The organism is Pantoea sp. VS1 (genome assembly GCF_002207995.1).
Lineage (GTDB): Bacteria > Pseudomonadota > Gammaproteobacteria > Enterobacterales > Enterobacteriaceae > Pantoea > Pantoea dispersa.
This window is the reverse complement of the sequence record NZ_NHZE01000080.1, coordinates 1-22822: the sequence shown is the minus strand read 5'-3', so window position 1 is coordinate 22822 and position 22822 is coordinate 1. Positions and strand designations below refer to the sequence as shown.

The window sequence follows — 22822 nt, the reverse complement described above, 5'->3', positions numbered from 1 at the left end:
TCCAAATAAATAATTAAAAGTATCTATTCAATTGAGGTTTAAGAATATGAATAAAGTACCTGGGCTATACCATACAGCCCCCTATCTAAGTCAAACCCAAACGCGACTCCTTCATGTTAACCTTGATGAGTCAAATTCTCCCTATTGTGTCCTCAGTCCGACCATTTTTTACCCACAGGGTGGTGGGCAATTGGGTGACAGAGGTTATCTTGTTTTACCGGATATGCTGACATCACAACAAAAAATCGGTGTTCTCACAACAAAACGAAAAGATGAAGAGATCAGACACTATCTTGATATTAATGAGATCGGTTTTGACTTGCTGAAAAAGCAGGCAGGTCAGCAAGTGACTGCTATTCTTGATTGGGATCTGCGATATCACCAGATGCGTATACACTCGGCTATACATCTGATCCATTGTATACTCGAGCAGGTAACAGGCCATTCAATCCCTTATCCTGTTCGTTCACCACTCAATGATGAAAGTGGAGAGAATCATTATCAACTTCTTGACTATATTGATAAAGATATTCTTGAAAAGGCAACAACAGAACTAAATGAATTTTGTTCATCGGGACATGAGATACAAACTGTAAATGTTCCCGAACAGGGAAATAACTTTCGGATATGGAAATGTGGACGATGGTCAATTCCTTGTGGAGGTACACATGTAAAAGATACAAAAGAAATCGGGATGATATTTTCCACGTTGAAAATCAAAAAAAACATGACGCGTATAGCACTTAGGCTCTCTGATAATTCAGGTTAACCTGGTAGATGTCTATAGAGTCAATATCTAATCAACAAATAACGATGGTAGCCTCTGGTATGAGAACAGATAAAAACAAAACAAAACACGTAGATAGTCTCCCTGGTAAAACGTCTAACAAGACAGATGAAAAACATGCTCTTGGTTCATTCCTGACACAACTTCGTGTTGAAAGGGGACATCTTAAAGTTTCGACGTTTCTGGAAGGGATAGATATTCCTTTTTCTGCTAATTATTATCGTGATATCGAAGCAGGCAGGAAATATCTCAGTATAGACTCAGCAGTAGAACTTCACAACTCTCTTGGTATAGAAACATCAAGCAAATCAAGCTTTGATTATTTCTGGCATTACTTTAAGGATTTATTACCTTCTGATATGCATGAAATGCTATTTGGGAAAGGAATAGAAACAAGAGATCTGTCTTCAAGACTAGAACTGAGAGACCATGATTCCAAAATATTACGCCGCGCACTCAGCCTAAGTCGATATGAACGCGAATTTATTATTTCTGATGAAATAATTAGAGGATTTAAGAACAATTTTGATTTATGGCCTCTTATGACATATCTATATATGGTTAACACTGCATCCGTGGCTGAAATTAAACAAGTTTGCCATCAACTTGACATTGCATTCGATTCTCGTGTGGTCGAATTTTTGAGTCTTGTAGCAAAAGAACGAAACCATGAGGAAGCCCCTTTTATTCGCCTTGCACCGACACTCAGAATGCCAAGGACCCCAGAATCTATTAATCTTAAAGACAAATTTATGTGTTATGAAACTGAGAAATCCCTGTCCAAACCCGAAAAAAGTGAATATTTTGACATAGATGGGACATTTAAATTTAGTGCGATGGTTACGCTTAAATCGCCGGAAATTGAACAAATACAGGACAGACTTGTTGATCTCTTTTCCGCTATTGAGGTACACACTAAATCCGGACGACAGCTTGAGGATGAGAATGCACATCCTTATTTTTTGGAATTGATCATTTCAGGCAGACCAGAATATGACGGTCGAATTGCCAGAAAACCTTCAGGGTTTAAAAAGCCAGAATAGTTCCACCATAAAGACCTGATTTTATATTTACAATGGAGGCAATGAATGAACATGTCAGTTATCGAAAAATTACAGGAAAAATTTGGCGATCATTTTCATACGGAGCCGACATTCAGAGAACAGTACTGCCAAGCTCCGACGGGAATTACTCTTAGTCCTCCCGATGGGGTTGTGATCGTCCGAAATGAGCAGGATATCGTGGATATCGTGACGTTCTGTTCTGTTGAAAGACTGCCCATGATACCAAGTGGTGCCCGGACCTCGATCGAGGGACAGATCAATGCCCCGCAAGGAGGTATATGCATTGATTGCTCTGAAATGAATGCCATTACGGACATCAGCATTGAAGATATGACCGCGACAATCCAGCCCGGAGTCACGCGCGAACAATTGAATGAAGCTCTCCGGGGAACAGGGTTGTTTTTTTCAGTTGACCCAGGTGCAAATGCCTCAATTGGCGGTATGGCCGCAACCCGTGCCTCAGGAACAAACTCAGTGCGTTATGGCACGATGGCAACGAATGTCCGGGCTGCCCGTCTTGTCATGGTTGACGGGTCTATAGCAAACATCGGATCCAGAGCGGTGAAATCAGCTATGGGGCTTGACCTGCTTTCACTTGCCGTTGGTTCGGAAGGCACACTAGGCATTTTCAGTGAGTTAACTGTTAAGCTTCATCCACTCCCTGAAGTTATTCTTTCCGGTGTTTGTGCGTTTGACTCGGTAGAGAATGCCGTCAGGGCTGTGACAGACACCCTGAAATCTGCACTACCTATTGCACGTATTGAACTCCTAAATGTTTCCGCAGTTCGGGCATGTAATGCTTATTCAAAACTGGGATTATCAGAAAAACCGCATTTGTTTGTGGAGTTACACGTTAATAGCCTGTCAATGCCAGGTAATATTGCGTTATTTGAAGAACATGTGCACAGGTACGGGGGGGAAGTACAGCTTTCTTCTCATCCAGAAGAAAGAGAAGCACTGTGGGTAGCACGTCATGATGCGTGGTGGGCATTCCATGCCTTTTATGAAGGTTGCCAGGGGATCCCTACGGATATCTGTGTCCCTCTGTCATGCCTGAGTGCTTGTATTTCTGCAACAGAAACGGATATCGCGAATACAGGGCTCAAGGCTCCCTTAATAGGGCATGTTGGAGACGGTAATTTCCATCTTTTACTTATGCTCCGTGAAGGAGAGGAAGAAACTCCTGTTATACAGGGATTTCTGAGTCGTCTGGCTGAACGAGCTTTGTCATATGGTGGAACCATCAGTGGCGAGCACGGTGTCGGACAGGGAAAAATAAAATGGATGTCAGTGCAGCATGGTGCAGCCCTGCATTTGATGAAAGCCATTAAGTCTGCTTTGGATCCGCATAATATCATGAATCCAGCAAAAATGTATTGAGCGGATTCAGCAGAACTATTCTGGTTACACTAAAACGGGAATATTTAGTATGCAATACATATTAATCGTAGGAATAAACAAGATATCGGTGAAATATATTAGTGACGCTATTCGCAATGCAGGTCACGACCTTATTCTTTCTATTGATAAATCTGCACTTTGTGGCGATGCCCTACAAGCAATTAGTGATGTTCAATGTATTCCTCTTTTTTCTGACCATAATGCTCTGTCTGACTATTTGAATGCCCATCCGGATGTCACTCAGAATATCCACAGCATTACGACTTTTTTTGATGAATTATTCCCGATGGTCAACAAAATCGCGGAGGAGTTTAACTTTAGAGGACCACCCTCCGTCTTTGCTGAGCTGGCGTCAAAATATGCGGTCGGTAAGATAGTCCCTGAGCATGTTCCGGAAGAGGTACAAATCTCATTTTCCGAAGATAAATTCGTTCTACCTTGGCTTAAGGTACGTGAAAACAATACGATCATATTGAAACCAGCAATCGGTTCCGGCGCGCTTGCTACATCCACACTGCATATTGAAGCAGACCGGGACCCGACGCATACGATCAAGTCAGCGATAATAGCAAGCGGTGCTAAATCCTGTGAAACCCTTCCCTGGATTATCCAAGAATATTGTTCAGGAACGCTAGTGAGCATGGAAGGATTTGTGCAGGGAGGTAAAACTATTTACCTGGGGTTGTCCAGACGTGAAAGAGTTCGGTTTACTGAGGTGGCAAACCATTTTCCAAACGACTGCGGTATTGATCCCATCGTACATGCAAAAATTCAGGCGGCTATTCACGATCTTGTCTTACGTTCAGGATTTGATAACGGATTCTTCCACTGTGAGTTTATCGCCACAGATACGACAGCATATCTTATTGATGCCAATATGGGACGTTTAGGTGGGGCAACTATCGTAGAACAGGTTGCTCTGGCCTATGGATATTCTCCTTCATCTGTTTTGCAGCATGCAGCATTACTCCCTTTAGGTCTGGCAGAATCCGTCCCCGCATATGACCAAGCAGCGCAGATCAATAATACCTTGAGCTACTGGTATGGTCTGGCAGAAGAATCGGTTATCCGTGGATGGGACGTTCCGGCGATTTCATCCATTCATACCCCGATAGCCAGTCCAGGCAGCCGCATCCAGCCTGTGGGGGTATCGGATTATTCATGGGTCGGGATGCTTACCGGGTACACCGACATTGTTCAGCAGGAAATCAACCTGATACGCGTAAAAACTGACCATGGGGACAGGGTACCTGTATTCAAATGATATACATTATTCGCTTTTTCTCAGCTGCAGCCTGGAGCTTTTTTTATCCCTTCATGGCTGTCTGGCTTAATAGCGTTGTGGGACTCAGCAGTAGTGCTGCCGGTATCGTCGTCGGGTTTGCTATTGTGGCGAACCGTACAGGCGCGCTCGCTTTCCATCGCCTGCTGGACAAAACAGAACGAAAAGCAGAGATCGCACTTACGCTGTTGGGTGTTGCCATATCAGCATTCCTGATGCTCGTCGCAGCAGCAATGGGCGTTTCTGATATCTTTGTCTGGATTGTTCTTGCAACGTTATTTGGCCTGACTAACTCTGTATCAGTCATATCGCAAATTTCATACATCGTGCATGTTTTCCATGACGGCGAGCATGAGCGTGTGCTTTCATATGAAAACGTTGCAGCCAATGCTGGCGCTGGTATTGCACCATTTCTGGCGTCCTTCATGCTTTCAGGTACAGGTTACTGGTTTGTTGCCTTTCCCTTGTTACTTGGGACACTGGGCGCAATAGCCACCCGTCCTCTACCCTCTGCAACCCATCCTGAGGTGGCTGACACAAAAAGTGAAACAGCGAATTCATCAGAGGATACTGGTAATCACCAAATTATCGCTTTTATGGTGATTAATTTCCTGACGATGGTTGGCTATGCCCAGTTTTATTATGTATTGCCGACCTATGCGGTGGAAAAGTTTTCCAGTGAACTGGTAGGCACTCTATTTCTTCTATCAAGTATTATCATCATTATCGGACAGGTTTATATCACTTCATTCTCACAGAGGATAAGCCGACTATGGCGGGTTGTTATTTCAAACTTATGTATCGGTTCAGGATGTGCATTATTAATATTCTCATCTGAGCAGCAAGCCGTTCTGTATATTGTTGTCGTCCTGATCGTAACCGGAGAAATGATTTGTGGTCCGTTGTATCAGGCGCAGGCAGTTAGAATCTGGCGAGGACGTCGATCTGTTGTAATGGCAATACAGACCTGTGTCTGGGGTGCTGCTGAAGCCACTGCTACAGTAGCAGGGCTGTTACTTATTGCAGGAAAGCTGAGTGTTATTTCCTTCCTGTTGGGAGTTTTGACCTGTTTTATTGCAGCAGCTGGAGCATGGTTATCAATACTCCAGAAACGACCTTTAATCGGTATTGAGACGGATAAAAATTTCGCAGACTCTTCATAATCAGACGAGGCCAACACTATAACATAATGATTGTGGTAACAGTTGTTACCGCAACGTATGTGAATGCTGCGAAAAACGGCATCATTAACTTTACGAACATCATGCATGACAATCTTAAAACTTTCTGATTATATAATCTGATTTATCCGTAGGCAGTGGCACACGATTTTTTAAGATATATCAAAGATTACAAGAGTAAAATTATTAAGCATAGCAAGTAATATCATGTTTACTCTGTGATATTCAAGGAGTTTATTTTATGCAAAATGATGTTAGTAAAGTCAATACCTTTTTCCCTAAGCCAGCCTGGGTTACCATCCGTGAAGCAGTAAAAATAACCAATAAACTTAGGGATATAAAAATAGCAGAATATGATATTTATCGACATGCCTTATATGGTAACATTTCACTTTCGATATACTTTCAGTCACCTGTTATACTGAGAAAAATTCGTTCCTCAGTGAACAAAATAAAACTACGCCCAGTAGGCGATTCTCTACCATATCGGCTTTGCATGCTTGAACGAAATGTATTTTTAAATGGTAAAGGTTTAATTCTCAGTACAGAGGGGGAATATATCTCACCTGCTCAATTAGTCATGAACATAGGTATGCTGGGACATGAATTCGTTCTCATTCAGCGACTACTTGCACATTCTCTAAATATGCCGTTACCTATTACAGGTGCAAATAATGCCAATTATGGTATTACAATTACTTTGGCAGGCCAATCATATCAGATTTTTGAAAAAAAGACATGGCAGGACAGAATTAATCAGCAAATAACGCGATTACCGGCGCATATCATTGCAGATATTTACGAGGATGAATCAGTAAACAGATTCATGAATTTTTCCGGCAAAGGATATTTTCCTGTTTATGAACTCCCGGAAGATGCCTGTTTTGTAATACGACAAGAGGAACTTGATAAATTACTCGGTACACATGCAGACCGCTTTACCCACACTTCATCCAGTAGGCTTTCCACACCTCTCTCACGCTTATTCTGGTTAGCATGCAAACATAATGATTCGATCAGTCCACTGCTCAGGCATCCCTATAAACTTCTTCCCATTTTTGAAGAATGGGCATCAGTCGATGGTATTACCGATCATCTGAGCGCGGACACGCTGAAAAGAGCGCTTGAACGCGGTTCCCCGAATCAGAGTTCAAAATAATATGGCATACCCGAGTAATATCCGTATCAATTGTAAAACCATTAATAATACGTGCTCACATTCTCACTATTTTTTTCCTTCCCTGTCGAATCCCATTTCTTATCATATCAAACCTGCCTTATCTCTCATCTAATAGAATAATCAAACTATCAAATCGATTGTGTACTAAAAAGGACAAGCCACTACTCTGGCAATTAAACGCAAAAGATAAGACATTTCATTCATCCTAAAAACCCGTAATAAGGATATTGTAACCCTTAATAAGGGTTCAGAAACTTTCCCTCCGCTCTTACCTGTGTATTTTATGATTGTCGGATACCTCGGTTAATTTTGATGCTGGAGCAGACGATGACAACACACCAGTTATTACGTTTAAAACAGGTCGAAGAAAAAACCGGCCTGAAACGCTCTCAGATCTACCTGTATATGAAAAATGGCGATTTTCCTCGTTCCATTAAAATCGGCCCTGCCAGTGTTGCATGGCTCGAATCGGAACTTGATGAATGGATCAATCGGAAATTATCCAGACGTGAGAGTAGTTAAAACATCCGTTTATGTACTCAACTTTCCCCCCAACAAATTGAGGAGATAACAGAATGATCCCATCAATTAATTACGCCATCATGACTGATGCATTGCATGCACTAAAACAAGGCAATATTCGCCACTGTGAAGCTCTGGGGTTTACTTTCGACGAAATAAATGCTCTCGATCAGTTATCTCTTGATGAACTGTTTACTGTCAGCCGGACAGTGGCACCCTTCATTTCGATTACTGTCAGCCATGATGTTCTGTCTCATTTACTGACACAGGCACGTCAGGAATATCGGCGACAACAGCAGATTAAACGCGCTATCCGCCTGGGTGGTTCTATCGCTTTGCTCAACCGCTATTTTGGCCTGACGTCAAATGAGGTCAGCCTTCGCCGACGGTTACTGGGTATCCGCGTGCCATATGGGCGCACACCTGAGCCAGATGAAGAGACAGATACCGAGATCTGGCGGCAATGGCAACGATGCCGGGTGGACAACCTGGAATCGCCCGACGCGCTGATAGCAATGATGAAGGTGACTGAATTCCTGCTGCCAAGGACCGAAGGACTGTCACTCACCACGGTCTGGAAGCGTATTGCGCTGTGCAAACAGGAGGTCGTCGCTAACAGGAGGCTGCCCCATGCCGGATGAAATTGATCGCGATCAGGAATTTAATGAGCAGCGACTGGAGGAGATGATTGAACAGAGTCGTTTTAAGCCGGGGTCAGCACCATCATTATTTCACTGTCGTGTATGTAGTAAACCCATTCCTGAAAAGCGACGACAGACATTGCCGGGTATAACCACCTGTAAAGAATGTCAGGAAAAACTTGAACGCCACAGCAGCTGACAGTTAACAAAGACGTGTGTAGGTATTATATCCCTGCACGTCTTTATTATTCCCGGTGAATTTTAATACCACCCTGTCGTGTTTTTTATATCCTCGTTATTCTCACTACATCTTAAATACTTCGCTATTTTTCTCTCTTCTTTTTGTTTTGAGTTTCTTATTTATATCCCTCGTCAGATATTCGATTCTGAAAACGCCATCACAGCATGGTTGCCATGATGGGCGTTAATTCGTCCGGGCTAGGTATTGCTCTTTAACAAAATGGATCGGGCTGTCACGTAACCACAATTCAGGGTGCCGCTGAATGTTCTCGCTGACCCGTTAAAACCGGAATGCAGAACCGGGATGTGATCGGTTTATTTCATTCACTGCTGTTTTGATTCAAGGAGACTCCATGAGAAAACCCGTTTATCAAGTGTTTGTCACCCAGGAAAGCCAGCCCGATGCTCAGGGTGAAAAAAACACCTACTGGACAAAGGTTGGCGTTGCTTTCGCGCATAACGGCAAGCCCGGTTTAAATATCGTGTTGATACCCGGTATTGCGGTTTCCGGCAGGCTGGTACTGCTCGAACCGAGAGAAGAAAACGACATTTCACAGGATACCGCTGCCGCTTAATCCATTTTCTTTTCTTCTCCCCCGGCGGCTTACTTTTCTATAAGCCGCCGGTCTCTCTGTTACGAGGCCAGCATGCTTTCCACCACTGCCTTTCTGGCACTGGCGGTGCAGTGCGCCGCCACTATTCACCCGTCCACGTCGCTTGATGTCGCACGGGTAGAATCCGGTTTCCACCCTTACGCCATTGCTGAAATCCTGCCAGACAGTCAGGGCGTGATTTCACATTTCCCCACGAGTTTGACGGAGGCGATCCGTCTCACCAGACAGCTGGCGACACAGGAGCGACGCTATTCGGTCGGCCTGATGCAAATCACCAGCACCAATTTCCGCCATTACGGCGTCACGGCCAGCGACCTGCTTAACCCTTGCATCAATCTGTCGGTATTTGAGCGCATTCTCGCCGACTGTTACCGGCGCGGCGGCACCCTGAAACGTGCGCTCAGTTGTTACTATTCCGGCAACTTTGAAACAGGCCAGCGACCGGAATCCGCCTTTAGCCAGACCAGCTACGTGCAGCGCATTGGCTATGTCGTCCCGTCCACCCGGGAAGACCGGCAGCGTGACCCTTACCGGAATGCGCAACCGCCTGTCCGTTACCCCGCCGTTGTGCTGCGTGGCGAGCCTGCCGGTGTCACTGCGCCGGTCCTGCCTTCCCTGCATTATCCCGGTTCCGTCATTCGCGGCGCTATTCCTGTTATCCCTGATGAGGTGAAATGATCATGCGTAAACGTCATTACCCTGGTGTCGCTCCCGTCCTGCTGTCCGCCCCGGCGCTGGCGGCGGACAGCGGATTTAACAAGGCCAGTGAGACACTGAGCAATACCTCGACCGGCCTGCTGGGACTGGCCGCCGTCACCATCACGCTGGCGACCATGTGGGTGGGCTACAAGGTGCTGTTCGACGGCAAGAGCCTGCATGACATGCGTAACGTCATCATCGGCGCGATCCTGATTGTCGGCGCATCCGGCTTCGGTGCCTACTGGGCGTCATAAGAGAGGCAACGATGGCTACGCTGAATAAAGCACTTACGCGGCCTGCCGCCATTATGGGTATTCCTCTGGTGCCGTTCGTTCTCGTCAGCGGGGCCATCGTCCTGCTGGCGGTCTATGTCAGCTATTACCTGGCACTGTTGCTGATCCCGGCCTGGGCGGAAATGAAAAATAAAGCCCGAAAGGACATTCATCATTTCAGTCTGCTCTGGCTGGCGTTTAAAACCCGTGGACGACTTTTCACCAATACCCATTTTGGCGCGAATGCCCTTCTGGCGAATCAGTACGATAATGTTGATGTCTCGGAGTTTATTCAGAAAATGAAATTAAACGAGCGTATTACGCTGGATAAATATATTCCGTATTCCTCCCATATTCACCCTTACGTCATCAGAAACCGTCACCGTGATTTGGTTGCCACCTGGGAGCTGGGCGGTACGGTCTTTGAATGTGAAGATGAACATCATCTGACCTTAATGGCGACATACCTGAATAACATTATTCGTTCTTATGAGGGGCTGCCGGTAACATTCTATATTCACCGGCTCCGTGAAAAATACCATGATGCTTTTGAAGCCTGTTCGGGTATTCCCTTTTCCGATGACGTGACCCGACGGTATTACCAGCCGGTAAAAGAAAAACCGTTCTGGCGGCACCGGCTGTTTTTCACCGTCTGCTTCGCACCGTTCTCTCAGATTGAGAAGAAAACCATGAAAGCGCAGTCACACGGTAAACGCCAGCCAGCTCTGGATGACGCGCTCAAAATCATGCTGGAATACCGCGAAGCACTGGAATCTTCATTATCCCGCTATATGGCAACGCCGCTGGGGATATATGAAGCAAACGGTCGCGTGTATTCCTCACAACTGGCATTCTTCCATCGTCTGCTTACCGGTCGGTGGCAGAAGGTGGCCGTAACGCGCTCACCATTTTATTTAACGCTCAGTACGCCAGACGTCTTTTTCACCACCGACACCGGTGAATGCCAGACGGTCAGCGGTTCCCGCTTCTTCCGCAGCCTGGAGATTAAGGATTATTCCCCGGAAACCCATACCGGTATGCTGGATGCGCTGCTGTACGCCGAAAGCGAGTATGTTCTGACGCAGTCCTTTACCTGCATGGCACGGGATGAGGCGCAAAATCATATCCGGCTGGCGGAAAAACGGCTTAACTCCACGGACGACGACGCGACTTCCCAGCGCGAAGAGCTGATTGTCCTGCGCGACCTGCTCCAGTCCGGGCATGTGTCGTGCGGTAAATTCCACTTTTCCCTGCTGATCTCCTCAGACAGTGCCGGACAGGTGGTGAAGGACACTAACGTTCTGGCCCAGCCCTTCGCCGATCTGGGTATTATGACAACGCTCTCCACCCTGTCACTGCCCGCCGCATATCTGGCTCAACTGCCGGGAGTCTATACGCTGCGTCCCCGACTGGTAGCCGTCAGCAGCCAGAATTTTGCCGATATGGCCTGCCTGCATAACTTCCATCCCCACAAACGCACCGGTAATCCGTGGAGGGAAGCCGTCGCCATCCTCACATCTCCCGGCGGTGGCGGGTATTACCTCAACCTGCACGACAGCCAGGCAGGGCGGGATGACACCGGTGAGAAAACGCCGGGGAATACGGCGATTATCGGGAAAACCGGCTCCGGTAAAACCCTGCTGATGACCATCATGCAACAACTGATGCAGAAGTACCGTAACCCGGCGTCGTTTGCGCCTTCTGCCACCATCAAACGGCTGACCACGGTGTATTTCGATAAGGATCGGGCGGCGGAGATGGCGATCCGCCAGATGGGTGGACGATACTTCCGCATCCGTACCGGCGAGCCCACCGGCTTCAACCCGTTTGCACTGGAGCCAACCCGCCGGAACATCAGTTTCATCAAACGGCTGGTGCGCATGCTGTGCCGCCGCAACGGTAAGCCGCTCGATCCCCGCGATGAGGAGCGGATCAGTGCCGCCGTGGACACCATCATGCTGGACTATCCGCCGGAGTACCGCCGGTACGGGATCACCCGGCTGCTGGAAGTGCTGCCGGAGCCGCCGACCACAGACGCCCGCACCAACGGGCTGCGTATTCGCCTGAAACAGTGGGCGCAGGGGGGCGAGTTCGGCTGGGTGTTTGATAACGAGGCTGATACTTTCACCACCAGCGATGTCGATAACTTTGGTATCGACGGCACCGAATTTCTGGATGATGACGATATTCGCGGTCCCGTGACCTTTTACCTGCTGTACCGTGTGACCAGCCTTCTGGACGGTCGCCGTCTGGTGATGTTTATGGATGAGTTCTGGCGCTGGCTGGCCGATGTCGAATTTTCCCGCTTCTCCCTCAATATGCTGAAAGTCATCCGAAAGCTGAACGGTATCTTCGTTCCGGCAACACAGTCACCGGATGAAATCGTCAGACACCCCATCGCCCCGGCGATTATTGAGCAGTGCGGTACCCAGATTTTCCTCGCAAATCCGAAAGCCAGCCATGCGGATTACGTGGAGAAAATGAAAGTGCCGGACAGCGTTTATGAGACGGTCAGAAACCTTGATCCGGGCGAGCATTATATGGTCATCCTGAAAACACCGTTACAGGCCGGAGAAACCCGCCCGTTTGTGGCAATGGCGAAAATGGATCTGTCCGGACTGGGTAAACTCACCCGGCTTCTCAGCGGCAGTGAGGACAACCTGAAAATATTCGATGCCATTTATAAGGACGGTATGCGACCTGATGAATGGAAAGAAACCTTCCTTGAGAGGGCAATCTAATATTCATACGGAGGTCATTGATATGCGTACCAGATATACCTTTCTGGCATTATCGTTATTTTTCTCGACGCAGGCGTCCAGCGCCGGAATACCGGTTTTCGACGCCGTGCAGAATACCGAATCCATTAACCAGTGGATGCAGAAATTACAGCAATGGGAGGATACGGTTACTCATTATAAAAGCGAACTTGATGCGTATAAAAAACAGTTAGCCACTGCAACCGGCGTGCGGGATATTCAGGGTTTTCTCAGCGATGCCCGAAGCCTGAAAACCGATATTGATAATCTCCGTAAGAGCGGTATTTCACTGGATGATCTGCTGACCACGAAAAACAGTTCATATTCTGCTGAACTGCAAAACCTTTACAATAAATACAAATCATTCAGCGTATGCAGCGAGGAACAGGAAGGAATAAAATCTCAGGCCCTGGCCGACAGTTGTAAACAGATGATCCTCAATCAGGCAATGGCGGTTGAGAATACCACTGACGTTGAAAACAGGATCAACAGCACACTCAGCGATATATCAGACTTATCTGACCGTATATCGAATGCGCAGGACTCGAAAGAGTCTCAGGATCTGGCTAACGCCATCGCGACGAAAAGCGTACAGTTAAATGCGCTGACGAATCAGTGGGAGATGTCTGTCAGACAGGCTGAACAGCGAACGACATTGCTGGAACAGCAAAGACAGAAAGCCTTTGAACAGCAGCAGCTAACGGCACCTGTTGCTGACCTTAATAATTTATAAGGAGGTTATCCGTGCTCAGATCCTTATTCACCTTATGCACACTCTCAGGCGTGATATTACTGTCCGGCTGCAAGGAAACCAAATCCGAAGCCTGGTATAAGCAGCATCCTGACGAAACTTATGCGGTTTATACGCAATGCCTGGAGGATGGCGAGGCAAGCGATAACTGCGAATTTGCCCACCGGGCAGCACTTATGTTTGCACAGGAAGGCCAGCCCGGGGTTAAGGAGAAATTCGGGGCGATATTTCAGCAGGAAGCTGAAAAACGAAATGCAGTGACACAGTAATTTCTCCTCCAGCAAAACAGGGAATCCTCCCTGTTTTCTATTTCCTTTCTTTATATATCAGGTGAGGCACCATGTCCGGTGGTATTTTTGTTGGTATGGACAAAAACATCATGGATGGACTGAATGCCGTACTGGAAGGTCAGTCTTCCACTTACGGCACGATGATCAGCGTCATCATCGTCAGCTCTTTTACCCTGTTTATACTGTTTCGCGGTTATCAGACGCTGGCTGGCAAACTCCGGACCCCGGTAGAAGATGTCGCCTGGGATGTGGGGCGAATGTTACTGATCACCACCTTTGCGTTAAACCGGGATGGCTGGCTGGATTTGGCGGTAGCAGCTATCCAGGGACTCAAAGACGGTATCAGCGGCGATGATAACGTCTGGGCGCTACTGGATACAGTCTGGGAAAAGGCACAGGCGCTGGGGCAAAAGTTATTTAATATGGACACCTCAACTTACGTCAAACTGAATGGTGGCCTTGCCGAAGTCCTGGTATGGGGCGGCTCTATTGTCCTGCTGATGGCAGCCACCTTTGTGAACCTGCTCGCCGAAATCACCATCCTGTTAATGACGACCACCGCGCCGCTCTTTATTTTCTGCCTGTTTTACGGTTTTCTTAAACCGATGTTTGATAACTGGCTGAAAACGATTTTCGCGGCAATATTAACGATCATGTTTTCTGCCTTATCCATCCGTATCGCCATTAATTACCTGAATAAGATACTGGATGCTGCAACAAAAACATCCGCTGAAACCAATATGGTCACGCTGGCGGCGCAGTGCCTGCTGGCAGGGATTACGGCAGGTGTGGTGGTCTGGTTCTCCGCGAAGCTCGCCAGCGCACTCAGCGGGGCCGCCGTACAGGCGGTGCTGCAGGGGGCAGCCATGAGTGGTCTGAGCGAACTGGCGAATAAATCCGCCGACCTCACCGGTCCGTGTGTAAAGGGTGGTGCCCGCCTGGCTGCGAAAGGCGGCATGGCCGTCGCCGCGTCGACCGGCAGGCTCACCAGCGCAGGCGCGGGTAAAACCGTGAGCGCCTGGCAGAAACGCGCCGCCGCCATCGAAAGTATGAAACGCCTGAACCGGCAGCGTCACCGTTAATCCTTCGTACCGTTAATTTCCTTTCCCCGTCACGCCGTGGCCTGCGCCACCGGTGCGGCATTCCTGCATCCATACGATAAGGGGCTTCCATGAAATTCAGCATCATCCTTCTGATGCTGTGCGCGCTCACGGGCTGCGCACGGCATCAGGGCGACCTCCCGCCGGTATCCGGCGAACCCGAGCCGGTGAATTCCCCCGCCATCATTCAGGAGCTGACTCACCATGTCTGATATTCAGAACATTGTTAATGTCTCCCGCTCTTTTGAATCCATCCTGCTGGAAAAGGAAGAGCGTTCCCAAAAAACCGCCTGGCGGGTGGCCGCTGCCGGACTGATTCTGGCTGCAATGGCGATTACGGCCATTATTATTCTGCTGCCGCTGAAAACCACCGACACTGAATTATGGTCAGTGGATAAACAGACCGGGCGCTATGAATATATGACCCGCGTGAAGGAACGGGATATTTCGTCTGAAAAGGCACTGGCGCATTCACTGGCAGCACACTATGTCAGACTCCGCGAGGGATATAATTATTTCTCCCTCCAGCGTGATTATGACGACATGCAGTTATTTAACAGCGACAGCGTAAACCGGGACTATCTGGACGGGTTTAACGGCGACCAGGCACCGGACGTGATTTTTAACAAGGCGGAATATGTCGTTTATATCGACATTATTTCCAATGTGCATGCGCCTGCCACCGGGCCGGATAATCTGGCAACACTGCGTATTAAGCGCACAATTCGTCGTATTGCTGATAATTCTATGAAAACGGATGTGTGGAATATCCGCCTCACTTACCGCTACGTCCCGCACCGGCAACTGACCGACAGCCAGCGCGAAGTGAACCCGCTGGGCTTTATCGTCACCAGCTACCAGCGCGATAAAGAGCTGAGGGGGGAATGATGCTGAAACATACCCTGCTCCTCTCTGGCTTACTGGCGTCATGCGTGGCATGGAGCGCAGCGACACCGCGCGGCAGCGCGTATGACAGCCGGATGCAGAACGTCACATACAACAGCCAGAACGCCACGGTCGTCAGTACCCGCCCCGGCTACGTTACCATGCTGGTGTTTGACGATGATGAAACCGTTATCGATGCGCAGGCGGGTTTTGCCAAAGGCTGGACCGTGACGAAAAGCGACAACCGGGTGGGCGTCAGCCCGAACCCGATTACCCAGCCGGTCACGGATGCCAGCGGCAACACCGTCAGCCAGGTATTTCTGCCGACGACAAAAGACTGGAAAACCAATCTGTTCGTGGTGACATCGAAGCGCGATTACAGCCTGGAGCTGAACGTGCTGGATAAAGACTCGCCCGCCCAGGCCTTTGTTATCCGCTACCGCTATCCCGACGAACTGCGGAAAAAGTCTGCCGCCGCCAGCGCCGCCCGTCAGCAACATCAGCAGGAAGCACTGGACCGGCAGCGGATAGCGGCGGCATTCGGGAAGGCTACCACTCCGCACAACTGGCGCTATACAAAACGGGTGGCAGCAGGCTCAGCCTTCATCGCCCCGGACTTTACCTGGGATGACGGTCGTTTTGCGTATATCGGTTTTTCCTCCACGAAAACCCTGCCTTCCGTTTTCCGGGTGGTTAACGGCCAGGAGCAGGCGGTCACGCCCGGAACGATTAAACGGGGCAACTACACCGTGATGGTGGTTCCGGCATCGCCGCAGCTGGTTCTGCGTTACGGCACATCAGTGGTGGGGATCGAAAACGCCGAATTCGGGCGTATCCCGCTGACCAACAGCGACACCGTTTCACCGTCCGTTACGCTGGAGGCAAAATGAGCGACAAACCATTCCCGGACGAGCCGGAAAAAACCACCGCAGAGCGGGAAGCGGAAGCCCGTGAACGCGCCCGCGTGGCGATGGCATACCAGGAACCGGAGCAGAAAACGCCGCCCGGCCAGCCGGAAGTGACCCGTTTTCGTAAAGCGTCCGGTCGCCGCACGCTGATCGTCAGCCTGCTGAGTCTGGTGCTGGTGATAGCCATGGCATCCGGTGGCGATCGTCTTCTCAGCGCCCTGAAAAGGGGTGATGAGAAAAAATCTGACACCGCGCCGCCCTCTTCCTCCGGGGCGGTGCAGCAGGAGCGTAAGAATCTGGGCATGGACAGTAACCCGTTTGGCCTGTTCGGGCCAGGGAGGCAGGAAAGCGCAGGCCCTGCCAGTCAGAGCGACACTGCTCCTCCCTTATTACCGCCGGAGCCACCCGCCCTGAACAAGGCGGCAGCACTGGCCGACGGGCTGAACAACGGCAGTACAGGGTCAGGCGACAATACACGCACGTCCCGAAGCGGAGTGCGCAGCAACACGGAAACGTCGGGAAGACCGTCAGCCTCCACGGCGCACACATCCTGTCAGTCGGTACTGGCCAGTGGCGAAGATGGACGCCTGCGCTGCCCGGATACGACAGCACCGGCAGGCAGCAATAACAACGACCATCCGGGCGTTGCCCGCGTCACCGGTGTCAGACGGCTGGGCCTTGATCCCGATCTCTATATCCCGGTGGACCGCTATATTCCGTGTTCGATGATGCGGCGCTTCGTATCGGATGTTGGCGGCCATATCTCCTGCCTTATCAATGAGGATGTCTGGAGCGCCAGCAACCATGTAAGGCTGATCCCGGCGGGAACAGTTGCCCGTGGTTTCTACCGCACCGGGGCACTGCAACACGGACGCAGCCGGATGTTTGTGCTGTGGACGGAGCTACGCACGCCGGAGCCCGGCAGCCTGCAAATCCCGCTCACCGATACGCAGGCCACCGGCCCGCTCGGTGAGGCAGGGATCGCAGGCTGGATCGACAGCCATTTCTGGGAGCGTTTCGGCAATGCCCTGATGCTCAGTACCGTGCAGGACGTGGCGGCAGCGGCATCAGATGCCGCGCCGGGTAAAGACCGCAATACCGACTATACCGAAAACACCCGCGCCGCCACGGCGGAAATGGCGAAAACGACGCTGGAAAACAGCATCAGTATTCCGCCCACGATGTACCTGAACCAGGGCGACGTGATCGGCATCATGACCGGTACGGATATTGATTTTTCCTCTGTTTATCAACTACGGCTGAAAAAGAAATGGTATGAGCGCTGAAAACCTGTCACTGGATTTTATGAAAAATCAGCTGTTCGGTGATTATCTGCCAGTCGAAGGGCTGACCGAAATCTCGATTAACCGACCGGGGGAACTGCACACCAAAATAAAGGGGGCATGGCAGCAGCGTGAATCCCCGGTCACGCTGCGTCAGTGTTACGCCTTTGCCAAAGCACTAGCGTCCTGGCATGACGATAATATTGACGATACGTCACCGATACTGTCGGCCACGCTCGAATCCGGCGAGCGTATTCAGACGATTATTCCCCCGGCCTGTGAGCGTAATACGGTATCCATTACGTTACGCAAACCCTCGTTTGAGCAGAAAACACATCAGTCATGGATTGATGCGGGATTTTATCAGCGCGTGGCCGGTCAGGAGAAAACGGAAAGTCAGGATGATGCACTGATTCAGTTATATCACAGCGGGAATATTCCCCGCTTTATGGAAAAAGCGGTGGAATATGGCAAAACGATTTTTATTGTGGGTGAAACCGGCTCCGGTAAAACCACCTATATGAAAACGCTACTGCATTATATTCCGTTGCATCTCCGGCTAACCACCATTGAGGATAATCCTGAAATCCGTTTTTATCACCACGCCAATTATGTTCATCTTTTTTACCCGGCGGATGCCGGGGATAACGCTATTGTCACGCCTGGCAGGCTGATTCGTGCTAATTATCGGATGAACCCTGACCGGATATTACTGGCGGAAATTCGTGGGCGTGAAGCGTGGGACGCGCTGAAAATTGTCGGCTCGGGACATGAAGGACTAATCACCTCCATGCACGCGGGCAGCCCGGAAGAATGTATTGAAGGGATCATTGACCGCTGCTATGAAAACCCCGACTGCCGGAATATTCCTTTTGATGTGCTGTTACGCAAGGTACTTAAAAGCATTGATGTCATCGTCAGTATTGACATACACGGCGATGTGCGCCGGATGAGTGATATTTACTTTAAGCCAGTTCATTTAAACAGCATGAAAGAGGCATTCAGACAATAACTCTGGCAAATAACATTACCCTAAATACGCAACCTTTCATTAATCATACCGGTGACTGAAATGAAGAAAGTCATACTCTCCTTATTATTTCTCGGCGTTATGGCGTCATGTTCAACATCCGCAATGGCCGCTGATGCCTGCGAAGTGGTTTTATGCATGTACGGTAAAACAACGGGAAACAGCGGCAGCAGTGAATGTCATTCCGCTGAACGGGCATTCTTTAATATCGTGAAAGAGAATAAACACGGTTTTCTTCCTGACCATACGGCCGATGCCAGAAAATCGTTTTTACTTGAATGTGATTCGGCAGACCCGGCGGCTATCAGTCAGGTCATCAGTAAATATGGCCGCGTTCGTGGTTAATACTGGCGAGACGGGCACAGAGCGTGACGGTTTTCAGGTTTTTACGGCTTCTTTTTTTCGCGGATTAAGGAGCGAAGAAACTGGGGCCGTAAAAATGAGGCAGCGGACAGAAATATTTTCGCGGGTTAAAGAGCGAAAATAATTCAGGCACCGCGCCTCACCTGCAAACAGCCGTGCCCACGCGGATTTTGCAGGCCGGGGGGAGCCGGATAAATTTCGCCGCCCCAGCGAGCGAAAAGCTGTCGCCCACGACAGCGGTTTATTTGGGGGGCATCGCCCCGCACACCGTCGCAGCTAAGTCTCCGGCCAAAAGCCGGTAGCGTGGCGCGACCACCCTCTTTAAAGGTCAGCTTCCCTTTTATTCCCGCTACGAGGAACGAGTAAAGGGAATAAAAAGGCGAAAGCGACCGTCTTAAAGGGGGTGGTCGCGCGTAGCGAGCGACGGTGTGCCGCCTTTGACCCTGGGGGTTTTGGCGCGGCGTTCAGCCACGACATTACCCCCATGCGGCAGGCAATAAGGGCGTCCAGCCCGCATGTACTGGCGCACGCCGTTTCGTGCAGGGAAGCATGCTTTCCGGTACATGGCCGCCCAGCGGTCACCTTCTTCGTCCCTTACGTTCGCCCCGCCTTTTCGCCCGACACCGTGGGGCGAATTGATGGGGCGATGTCATGGGGCGAATCGCTGACGAAGGAGGCATAATGATTTTAAATAAGCTTGCCGCTTCACTGTCACCGCCAGTGAACGGGATGCTGGCGCTGCTCGCTTTTGTGCAACAGCAACAACTGATACTGGCGTTATTAGCGGGGCTGACGATGCCGTTTTTTGCATCAATGAAAAGCGATGAACGGCAGAATGCCCCGTTCTGGAAAAGGCTGATTATCGCTTTTTCCCTGCTGTGTTTTCTCTCTGGCACACTGGCTCCGATAATTATCGGATCCTTTCAGTGGCTGTATAAGACCAGACTCATCAGTGATAATACGGTACTGGCGTGGTCAGTACGGATTGCTTTCACTGTAGCGGGTTTTATTTTTCATATTCTGCTGCGCAGGGTATTCACGCCGGAGCTGGACAAAATAAAGAAACGCCTTGTTAAAAAGACCACCCTTGAACGGGAATTGCGCACTGACGTCCGCACCGTAAAATCCCTGCTGCCGGAAACTCTGCATTATAACCCGCTGGATTATATCGACCTGAATAAAGGCATCTTCACTGGCATGGACAGGGAGAATGAACCGATGTATCTCCCGTTAAAAGACTGGCAGAAACAACATGCGGATATTATCGGCACCACCGGAGCCGGTAAAGGAGTTGCCGCTGGCATTTTGCTTTATCAAAGCATTCTGGCGGGTGAAGGTGTGTTTGTTATGGACCCCAAGGATGATGAATGGGCACCGCATCTTTACCGCAAAGCATGCGAGGATGCAGGCAAACCCTTTGCCTTAATTGACCTGCGGAAACAGCAATATCAGTTCAACCTGATTGAAGATATCACGCCCGATGAACTGGAAGAACTGTTTGTTGCCGGTTTTAGCCTAGCGGAAAAAGGACAGGAATCGGACTTCTATCGTATTGATGACCGAAAAGCAGCACGTATGGCCGCGCAATTTGTCAGTGATAATCCATCGGGAACACTCCGGGACGTTTATAACGGTGAATATGTTCAGGGCATTGCCGAAAAAATCAAAGCATTTTTCGGTAAGATTGAGGAACTGGCATTACTCAATGCTATTAACTCACCAGAAGGCTTTTCGCTTAAGCACATATTTGATGAAGGTGGCTGCTGTTATGTTGTCGGCTCCATGCGAAACAGCAAAATTATTACCGCCCAGCGCATGCTGCTGGTTCGCCTTTACCAGCTGGCAGAAAAGCGCGATCGAGTAACAGACGTACCCCGCCCCATTGCTGTTTATCTTTCCGAACTGAAATACCATTTATCCAGGCCAGCGCTGGAAGGTTTAGGCGCGGCGCGGGATAAAGGCGTCCATATTATTATGGACCACCAGTCCATTGCCGATTTAAAAGACTGCCCGGCAGATTTGAAAGGTGACGCCGTTGTCGGTGCGGTCGTTGAAAATGCCAAATTCAAACTGGTTTACCGGGTTATGGACCCGGACACGGCGGAATGGGTGGCAAGAATGTCAGGCACTATTCTGGTGGATGACGAACTCCGCAAGGCGAAAACGGATAATATGCTGACAGAAACCATCGACAGTGAGCGCACAATCCGCCAGGCCGAACGTTTCTTTATTGACAGCAATATGATCCTGAACCTACCCGATTTTGTCAGTTTTATCTTTACATCAAAAACGCTACCATCTGCTTCACTGTTCTCGCCGATAAAGGTCAGAAAGCGTCAGCTAAAAATCTTTTCAGTTTCCCCTGATATTGCCGCCGCAGCAGCCCCGGTGAAGATCATGCTGGATTTTGGCGAGGATGATAAACCAGCCATACCGGATGTGATAACAACGCACCCGGCTATTTTCTTCGACGAAAGCGAAGTCAAACCGGCAAAGCCGAAAGCTGAAGATAAAGAACACCTGTTCCGGCTGGATTTTTAAGGAGCGCTTATGCTGATTTCGTCCTTTCATGAGCGCCAGACGCGCAACAATGAGAAAATAAAACAACTGCTGAACTTCCTGAAAGAAGAAACCTACAGTGATTTTAAAACGCTGATGCAGTTATTTGGTTTCCGGGATCATAAGTCGCTTTATTCGCTGCTGGCAAAAACTGAGCGAATGGGGTTAATTCAGAAGCATATGCTTGAATCACGGACAATGAAGATTTCATTATGGGGGATCACCAGCGACGGGCTGGCGATGGTGTTGACCCCGGATGATAGAATCTTTCCCGCGAGGTTTGAACCGTCCAGAATTACCGGCTGGACGCTGGAGCATCATCTTGATAATCAGGCCGCCAGACTTATTCTGGAGAAAAAAGGTGCTTCGGGATGGATTAACGGCGACAGGACCACTTTTATCAGCCAGTATCAGGTGAAACATCGCCCGGACGGGTTACTGACCCTGCCTGACGGTAACGTTATTGCCATTGAAACCGAGCGCCGCCTGAAAACCCGGGCCCGTTATCAGTCGATCATGGTGAGCCACCTGCTGGCCCGTACCCGCAAGCAGTGGATTTACGTTTTTTATGTTGTGCCCGATCCACAGAAGAAGCGTGCGCTTGAACTGCTGTTTGACAGCATCAGGTATGTCATCATCAACCATCAGCACATCCCGCTTGAAGAACGCCACCGTCGGGTGTTTCGCATTTATACCTTTGATGAACTGAAACACCTGCCATTAGGCAGCTATACGTAAGCTTTTACTCAGGCCATCGAGATGGCCTCACCGGCCTGGCGGCGATACCGCCAGGCCGGAACTTTTTTATTCCACTGCGAGGCGCAGACTGTTCGGTACTCGCTGTGCTGCGTTCCGCCTCAGTCTGCGCCTTGCAGCGTTGCCGGTAAAAACTGAATCGCCACGGGTTTAACAGACACCTCGGAGTCATTTAAAATGGCTTAAAGAGAGGTGCCCATGAGCGGTAAGCGTTATCCCGAAGAGTTTAAAATTGAAGCAGTCAAACAGGTTGTT

24 protein-coding genes are annotated in these 22822 nt (G+C 49.4%); all 24 read left to right on the top strand.

Annotated features, from left to right (window positions below; translation table 11 throughout):
* The first annotated feature begins 46 nt into the window (after positions 1–46).
* The 24 genes from CBW22_RS23315 to mobC all read left to right on the top strand — a co-directional run bounded on the left by CBW22_RS23315 (position 47) and on the right by mobC (position 22549).
* Positions 47–769, top strand: a complete 723-nt coding sequence (locus CBW22_RS23315; protein ID WP_254919558.1) for an alanyl-tRNA editing protein — start codon at positions 47–49, stop codon at positions 767–769.
* Between the two features lie 8 nt (positions 770–777).
* Positions 778–1830 (top strand): hypothetical protein, encoded by a 1053-nt coding sequence (locus tag CBW22_RS23310; protein ID WP_088518006.1) that lies wholly within the window; start codon positions 778–780, stop codon positions 1828–1830.
* A 45-nt stretch (positions 1831–1875) separates the two neighbouring features.
* Positions 1876–3231, top strand: a complete 1356-nt coding sequence (locus CBW22_RS23305) for an FAD-binding oxidoreductase (RefSeq protein WP_088518005.1) — start codon at positions 1876–1878, stop codon at positions 3229–3231.
* A 49-nt stretch (positions 3232–3280) separates the two neighbouring features.
* Positions 3281–4516, top strand: coding sequence for an ATP-grasp domain-containing protein (locus CBW22_RS23300; RefSeq protein ID WP_088518004.1), 1236 nt, complete (start codon positions 3281–3283; stop codon positions 4514–4516).
* On the top strand, positions 4513–5697 hold the full coding sequence (locus CBW22_RS23295; protein ID WP_088518003.1) for an MFS transporter: 1185 nt from the start codon (positions 4513–4515) through the stop codon (positions 5695–5697). Before CBW22_RS23300 ends, CBW22_RS23295 begins: the two co-directional genes overlap by 4 nt.
* Positions 5698–5956: 259 nt before the next feature.
* Positions 5957–6874, top strand: coding sequence for a hypothetical protein (locus CBW22_RS23290; RefSeq protein ID WP_012541175.1), 918 nt, complete (start codon positions 5957–5959; stop codon positions 6872–6874).
* 348 nt (positions 6875–7222) lie between these two features.
* On the top strand, positions 7223–7417 hold the full coding sequence (locus CBW22_RS23285) for an AlpA family transcriptional regulator (protein WP_041165340.1): 195 nt from the start codon (positions 7223–7225) through the stop codon (positions 7415–7417).
* Between the two features lie 53 nt (positions 7418–7470).
* Positions 7471–8058: a DUF2857 domain-containing protein gene (locus CBW22_RS23280; protein WP_012541173.1), complete on the top strand. Its 588-nt coding sequence runs from the start codon at positions 7471–7473 to the stop codon at positions 8056–8058.
* Positions 8048–8257, top strand: a complete 210-nt coding sequence (locus CBW22_RS23275; protein WP_088518002.1) for a TraR/DksA family transcriptional regulator — start codon at positions 8048–8050, stop codon at positions 8255–8257. Before CBW22_RS23280 ends, CBW22_RS23275 begins: the two co-directional genes overlap by 11 nt.
* A gap of 394 nt (positions 8258–8651) precedes the next feature.
* Entirely contained in the window at positions 8652–8873 is a 222-nt protein-coding gene (locus CBW22_RS23270; protein WP_012541171.1) for a hypothetical protein, read from the top strand.
* A 72-nt stretch (positions 8874–8945) separates the two neighbouring features.
* A complete protein-coding gene (locus CBW22_RS23265) occupies positions 8946–9590 on the top strand; it encodes a lytic transglycosylase domain-containing protein (protein WP_088518001.1) in 645 nt (214 codons plus the stop codon).
* Entirely contained in the window at positions 9587–9865 is a 279-nt protein-coding gene (locus tag CBW22_RS23260; RefSeq protein WP_088518000.1) for a TrbC/VirB2 family protein, read from the top strand. The genes CBW22_RS23265 and CBW22_RS23260 overlap by 4 nt, the downstream gene beginning before the upstream one ends.
* A gap of 11 nt (positions 9866–9876) precedes the next feature.
* Positions 9877–12624, top strand: coding sequence for a VirB3 family type IV secretion system protein (locus CBW22_RS23255; RefSeq protein WP_088517999.1), 2748 nt, complete (start codon positions 9877–9879; stop codon positions 12622–12624).
* A 22-nt stretch (positions 12625–12646) separates the two neighbouring features.
* Positions 12647–13375 (top strand): type IV secretion system protein, encoded by a 729-nt coding sequence (locus tag CBW22_RS23250; RefSeq protein ID WP_088517998.1) that lies wholly within the window; start codon positions 12647–12649, stop codon positions 13373–13375.
* 11 nt (positions 13376–13386) lie between these two features.
* Complete coding sequence (locus tag CBW22_RS23245) at positions 13387–13662, top strand: EexN family lipoprotein (RefSeq protein ID WP_088517997.1); 276 nt, start codon at positions 13387–13389, stop codon at positions 13660–13662.
* A 71-nt stretch (positions 13663–13733) separates the two neighbouring features.
* A complete protein-coding gene (locus CBW22_RS23240; protein WP_088517996.1) occupies positions 13734–14765 on the top strand; it encodes a type IV secretion system protein in 1032 nt (343 codons plus the stop codon).
* Positions 14766–14854: 89 nt separating this feature from the next.
* Positions 14855–14995, top strand: a complete 141-nt coding sequence (locus CBW22_RS26415; protein WP_020078407.1) for a hypothetical protein — start codon at positions 14855–14857, stop codon at positions 14993–14995.
* Positions 14988–15671 (top strand): virB8 family protein, encoded by a 684-nt coding sequence (locus CBW22_RS23235; protein WP_088517995.1) that lies wholly within the window; start codon positions 14988–14990, stop codon positions 15669–15671. Before CBW22_RS26415 ends, CBW22_RS23235 begins: the two co-directional genes overlap by 8 nt.
* The gene (gene virB9 / locus CBW22_RS23230) at positions 15668–16558 is read left to right on the top strand and encodes a P-type conjugative transfer protein VirB9 (protein ID WP_176428173.1); all 891 of its coding nucleotides are present in this window, start codon (positions 15668–15670) and stop codon (positions 16556–16558) included. The genes CBW22_RS23235 and virB9 overlap by 4 nt, the downstream gene beginning before the upstream one ends.
* Entirely contained in the window at positions 16555–17862 is a 1308-nt protein-coding gene (gene virB10, locus CBW22_RS23225; RefSeq protein ID WP_088517993.1) for a VirB10/TraB/TrbI family type IV secretion system protein, read from the top strand. The genes virB9 and virB10 overlap by 4 nt, the downstream gene beginning before the upstream one ends.
* Positions 17852–18871, top strand: a complete 1020-nt coding sequence (virB11, locus tag CBW22_RS23220) for a P-type DNA transfer ATPase VirB11 (protein ID WP_088517992.1) — start codon at positions 17852–17854, stop codon at positions 18869–18871. Before virB10 ends, virB11 begins: the two co-directional genes overlap by 11 nt.
* Positions 18872–18931: 60 nt before the next feature.
* Positions 18932–19234: a TrbM/KikA/MpfK family conjugal transfer protein gene (locus CBW22_RS23215; RefSeq protein ID WP_047955823.1), complete on the top strand. Its 303-nt coding sequence runs from the start codon at positions 18932–18934 to the stop codon at positions 19232–19234.
* 699 nt (positions 19235–19933) lie between these two features.
* Positions 19934–21793, top strand: a complete 1860-nt coding sequence (locus tag CBW22_RS23205) for a type IV secretory system conjugative DNA transfer family protein (RefSeq protein WP_088517990.1) — start codon at positions 19934–19936, stop codon at positions 21791–21793.
* Between the two features lie 9 nt (positions 21794–21802).
* Entirely contained in the window at positions 21803–22549 is a 747-nt protein-coding gene (gene mobC, locus CBW22_RS23200) for a MobC family replication-relaxation protein (protein WP_088517989.1), read from the top strand.
* Positions 22550–22822 lie beyond the last annotated feature (273 nt).

Bases quoted from the DNA above. Each gene is read 5' to 3' on its own strand.
- CBW22_RS23315 (WP_254919558.1), top strand. From the start codon at position 47: ATGAATAAAGTACCTGGGCTATACCATACAGCCCCCTATCTAAGTCAA.
- CBW22_RS23310 (WP_088518006.1), top strand. From the start codon at position 778: ATGTCTATAGAGTCAATATCTAATCAACAAATAACGATGGTAGCCTCT.
- CBW22_RS23305 (WP_088518005.1), top strand. From the start codon at position 1,876: ATGAACATGTCAGTTATCGAAAAATTACAGGAAAAATTTGGCGATCAT.
- CBW22_RS23300 (WP_088518004.1), top strand. From the start codon at position 3,281: ATGCAATACATATTAATCGTAGGAATAAACAAGATATCGGTGAAATAT.
- CBW22_RS23295 (WP_088518003.1), top strand. From the start codon at position 4,513: ATGATATACATTATTCGCTTTTTCTCAGCTGCAGCCTGGAGCTTTTTT.
- CBW22_RS23290 (WP_012541175.1), top strand. From the start codon at position 5,957: ATGCAAAATGATGTTAGTAAAGTCAATACCTTTTTCCCTAAGCCAGCC.
- CBW22_RS23285 (WP_041165340.1), top strand. From the start codon at position 7,223: ATGACAACACACCAGTTATTACGTTTAAAACAGGTCGAAGAAAAAACC.
- CBW22_RS23280 (WP_012541173.1), top strand. From the start codon at position 7,471: ATGATCCCATCAATTAATTACGCCATCATGACTGATGCATTGCATGCA.
- CBW22_RS23275 (WP_088518002.1), top strand. From the start codon at position 8,048: ATGCCGGATGAAATTGATCGCGATCAGGAATTTAATGAGCAGCGACTG.
- CBW22_RS23270 (WP_012541171.1), top strand. From the start codon at position 8,652: ATGAGAAAACCCGTTTATCAAGTGTTTGTCACCCAGGAAAGCCAGCCC.
- CBW22_RS23265 (WP_088518001.1), top strand. From the start codon at position 8,946: ATGCTTTCCACCACTGCCTTTCTGGCACTGGCGGTGCAGTGCGCCGCC.
- CBW22_RS23260 (WP_088518000.1), top strand. From the start codon at position 9,587: ATGATCATGCGTAAACGTCATTACCCTGGTGTCGCTCCCGTCCTGCTG.
- CBW22_RS23255 (WP_088517999.1), top strand. From the start codon at position 9,877: ATGGCTACGCTGAATAAAGCACTTACGCGGCCTGCCGCCATTATGGGT.
- CBW22_RS23250 (WP_088517998.1), top strand. From the start codon at position 12,647: ATGCGTACCAGATATACCTTTCTGGCATTATCGTTATTTTTCTCGACG.
- CBW22_RS23240 (WP_088517996.1), top strand. From the start codon at position 13,734: ATGTCCGGTGGTATTTTTGTTGGTATGGACAAAAACATCATGGATGGA.
- CBW22_RS26415 (WP_020078407.1), top strand. From the start codon at position 14,855: ATGAAATTCAGCATCATCCTTCTGATGCTGTGCGCGCTCACGGGCTGC.
- CBW22_RS23235 (WP_088517995.1), top strand. From the start codon at position 14,988: ATGTCTGATATTCAGAACATTGTTAATGTCTCCCGCTCTTTTGAATCC.
- virB9 (WP_176428173.1), top strand. From the start codon at position 15,668: ATGATGCTGAAACATACCCTGCTCCTCTCTGGCTTACTGGCGTCATGC.
- virB10 (WP_088517993.1), top strand. From the start codon at position 16,555: ATGAGCGACAAACCATTCCCGGACGAGCCGGAAAAAACCACCGCAGAG.
- virB11 (WP_088517992.1), top strand. From the start codon at position 17,852: ATGAGCGCTGAAAACCTGTCACTGGATTTTATGAAAAATCAGCTGTTC.
- CBW22_RS23215 (WP_047955823.1), top strand. From the start codon at position 18,932: ATGAAGAAAGTCATACTCTCCTTATTATTTCTCGGCGTTATGGCGTCA.
- CBW22_RS23205 (WP_088517990.1), top strand. From the start codon at position 19,934: ATGATTTTAAATAAGCTTGCCGCTTCACTGTCACCGCCAGTGAACGGG.
- mobC (WP_088517989.1), top strand. From the start codon at position 21,803: ATGCTGATTTCGTCCTTTCATGAGCGCCAGACGCGCAACAATGAGAAA.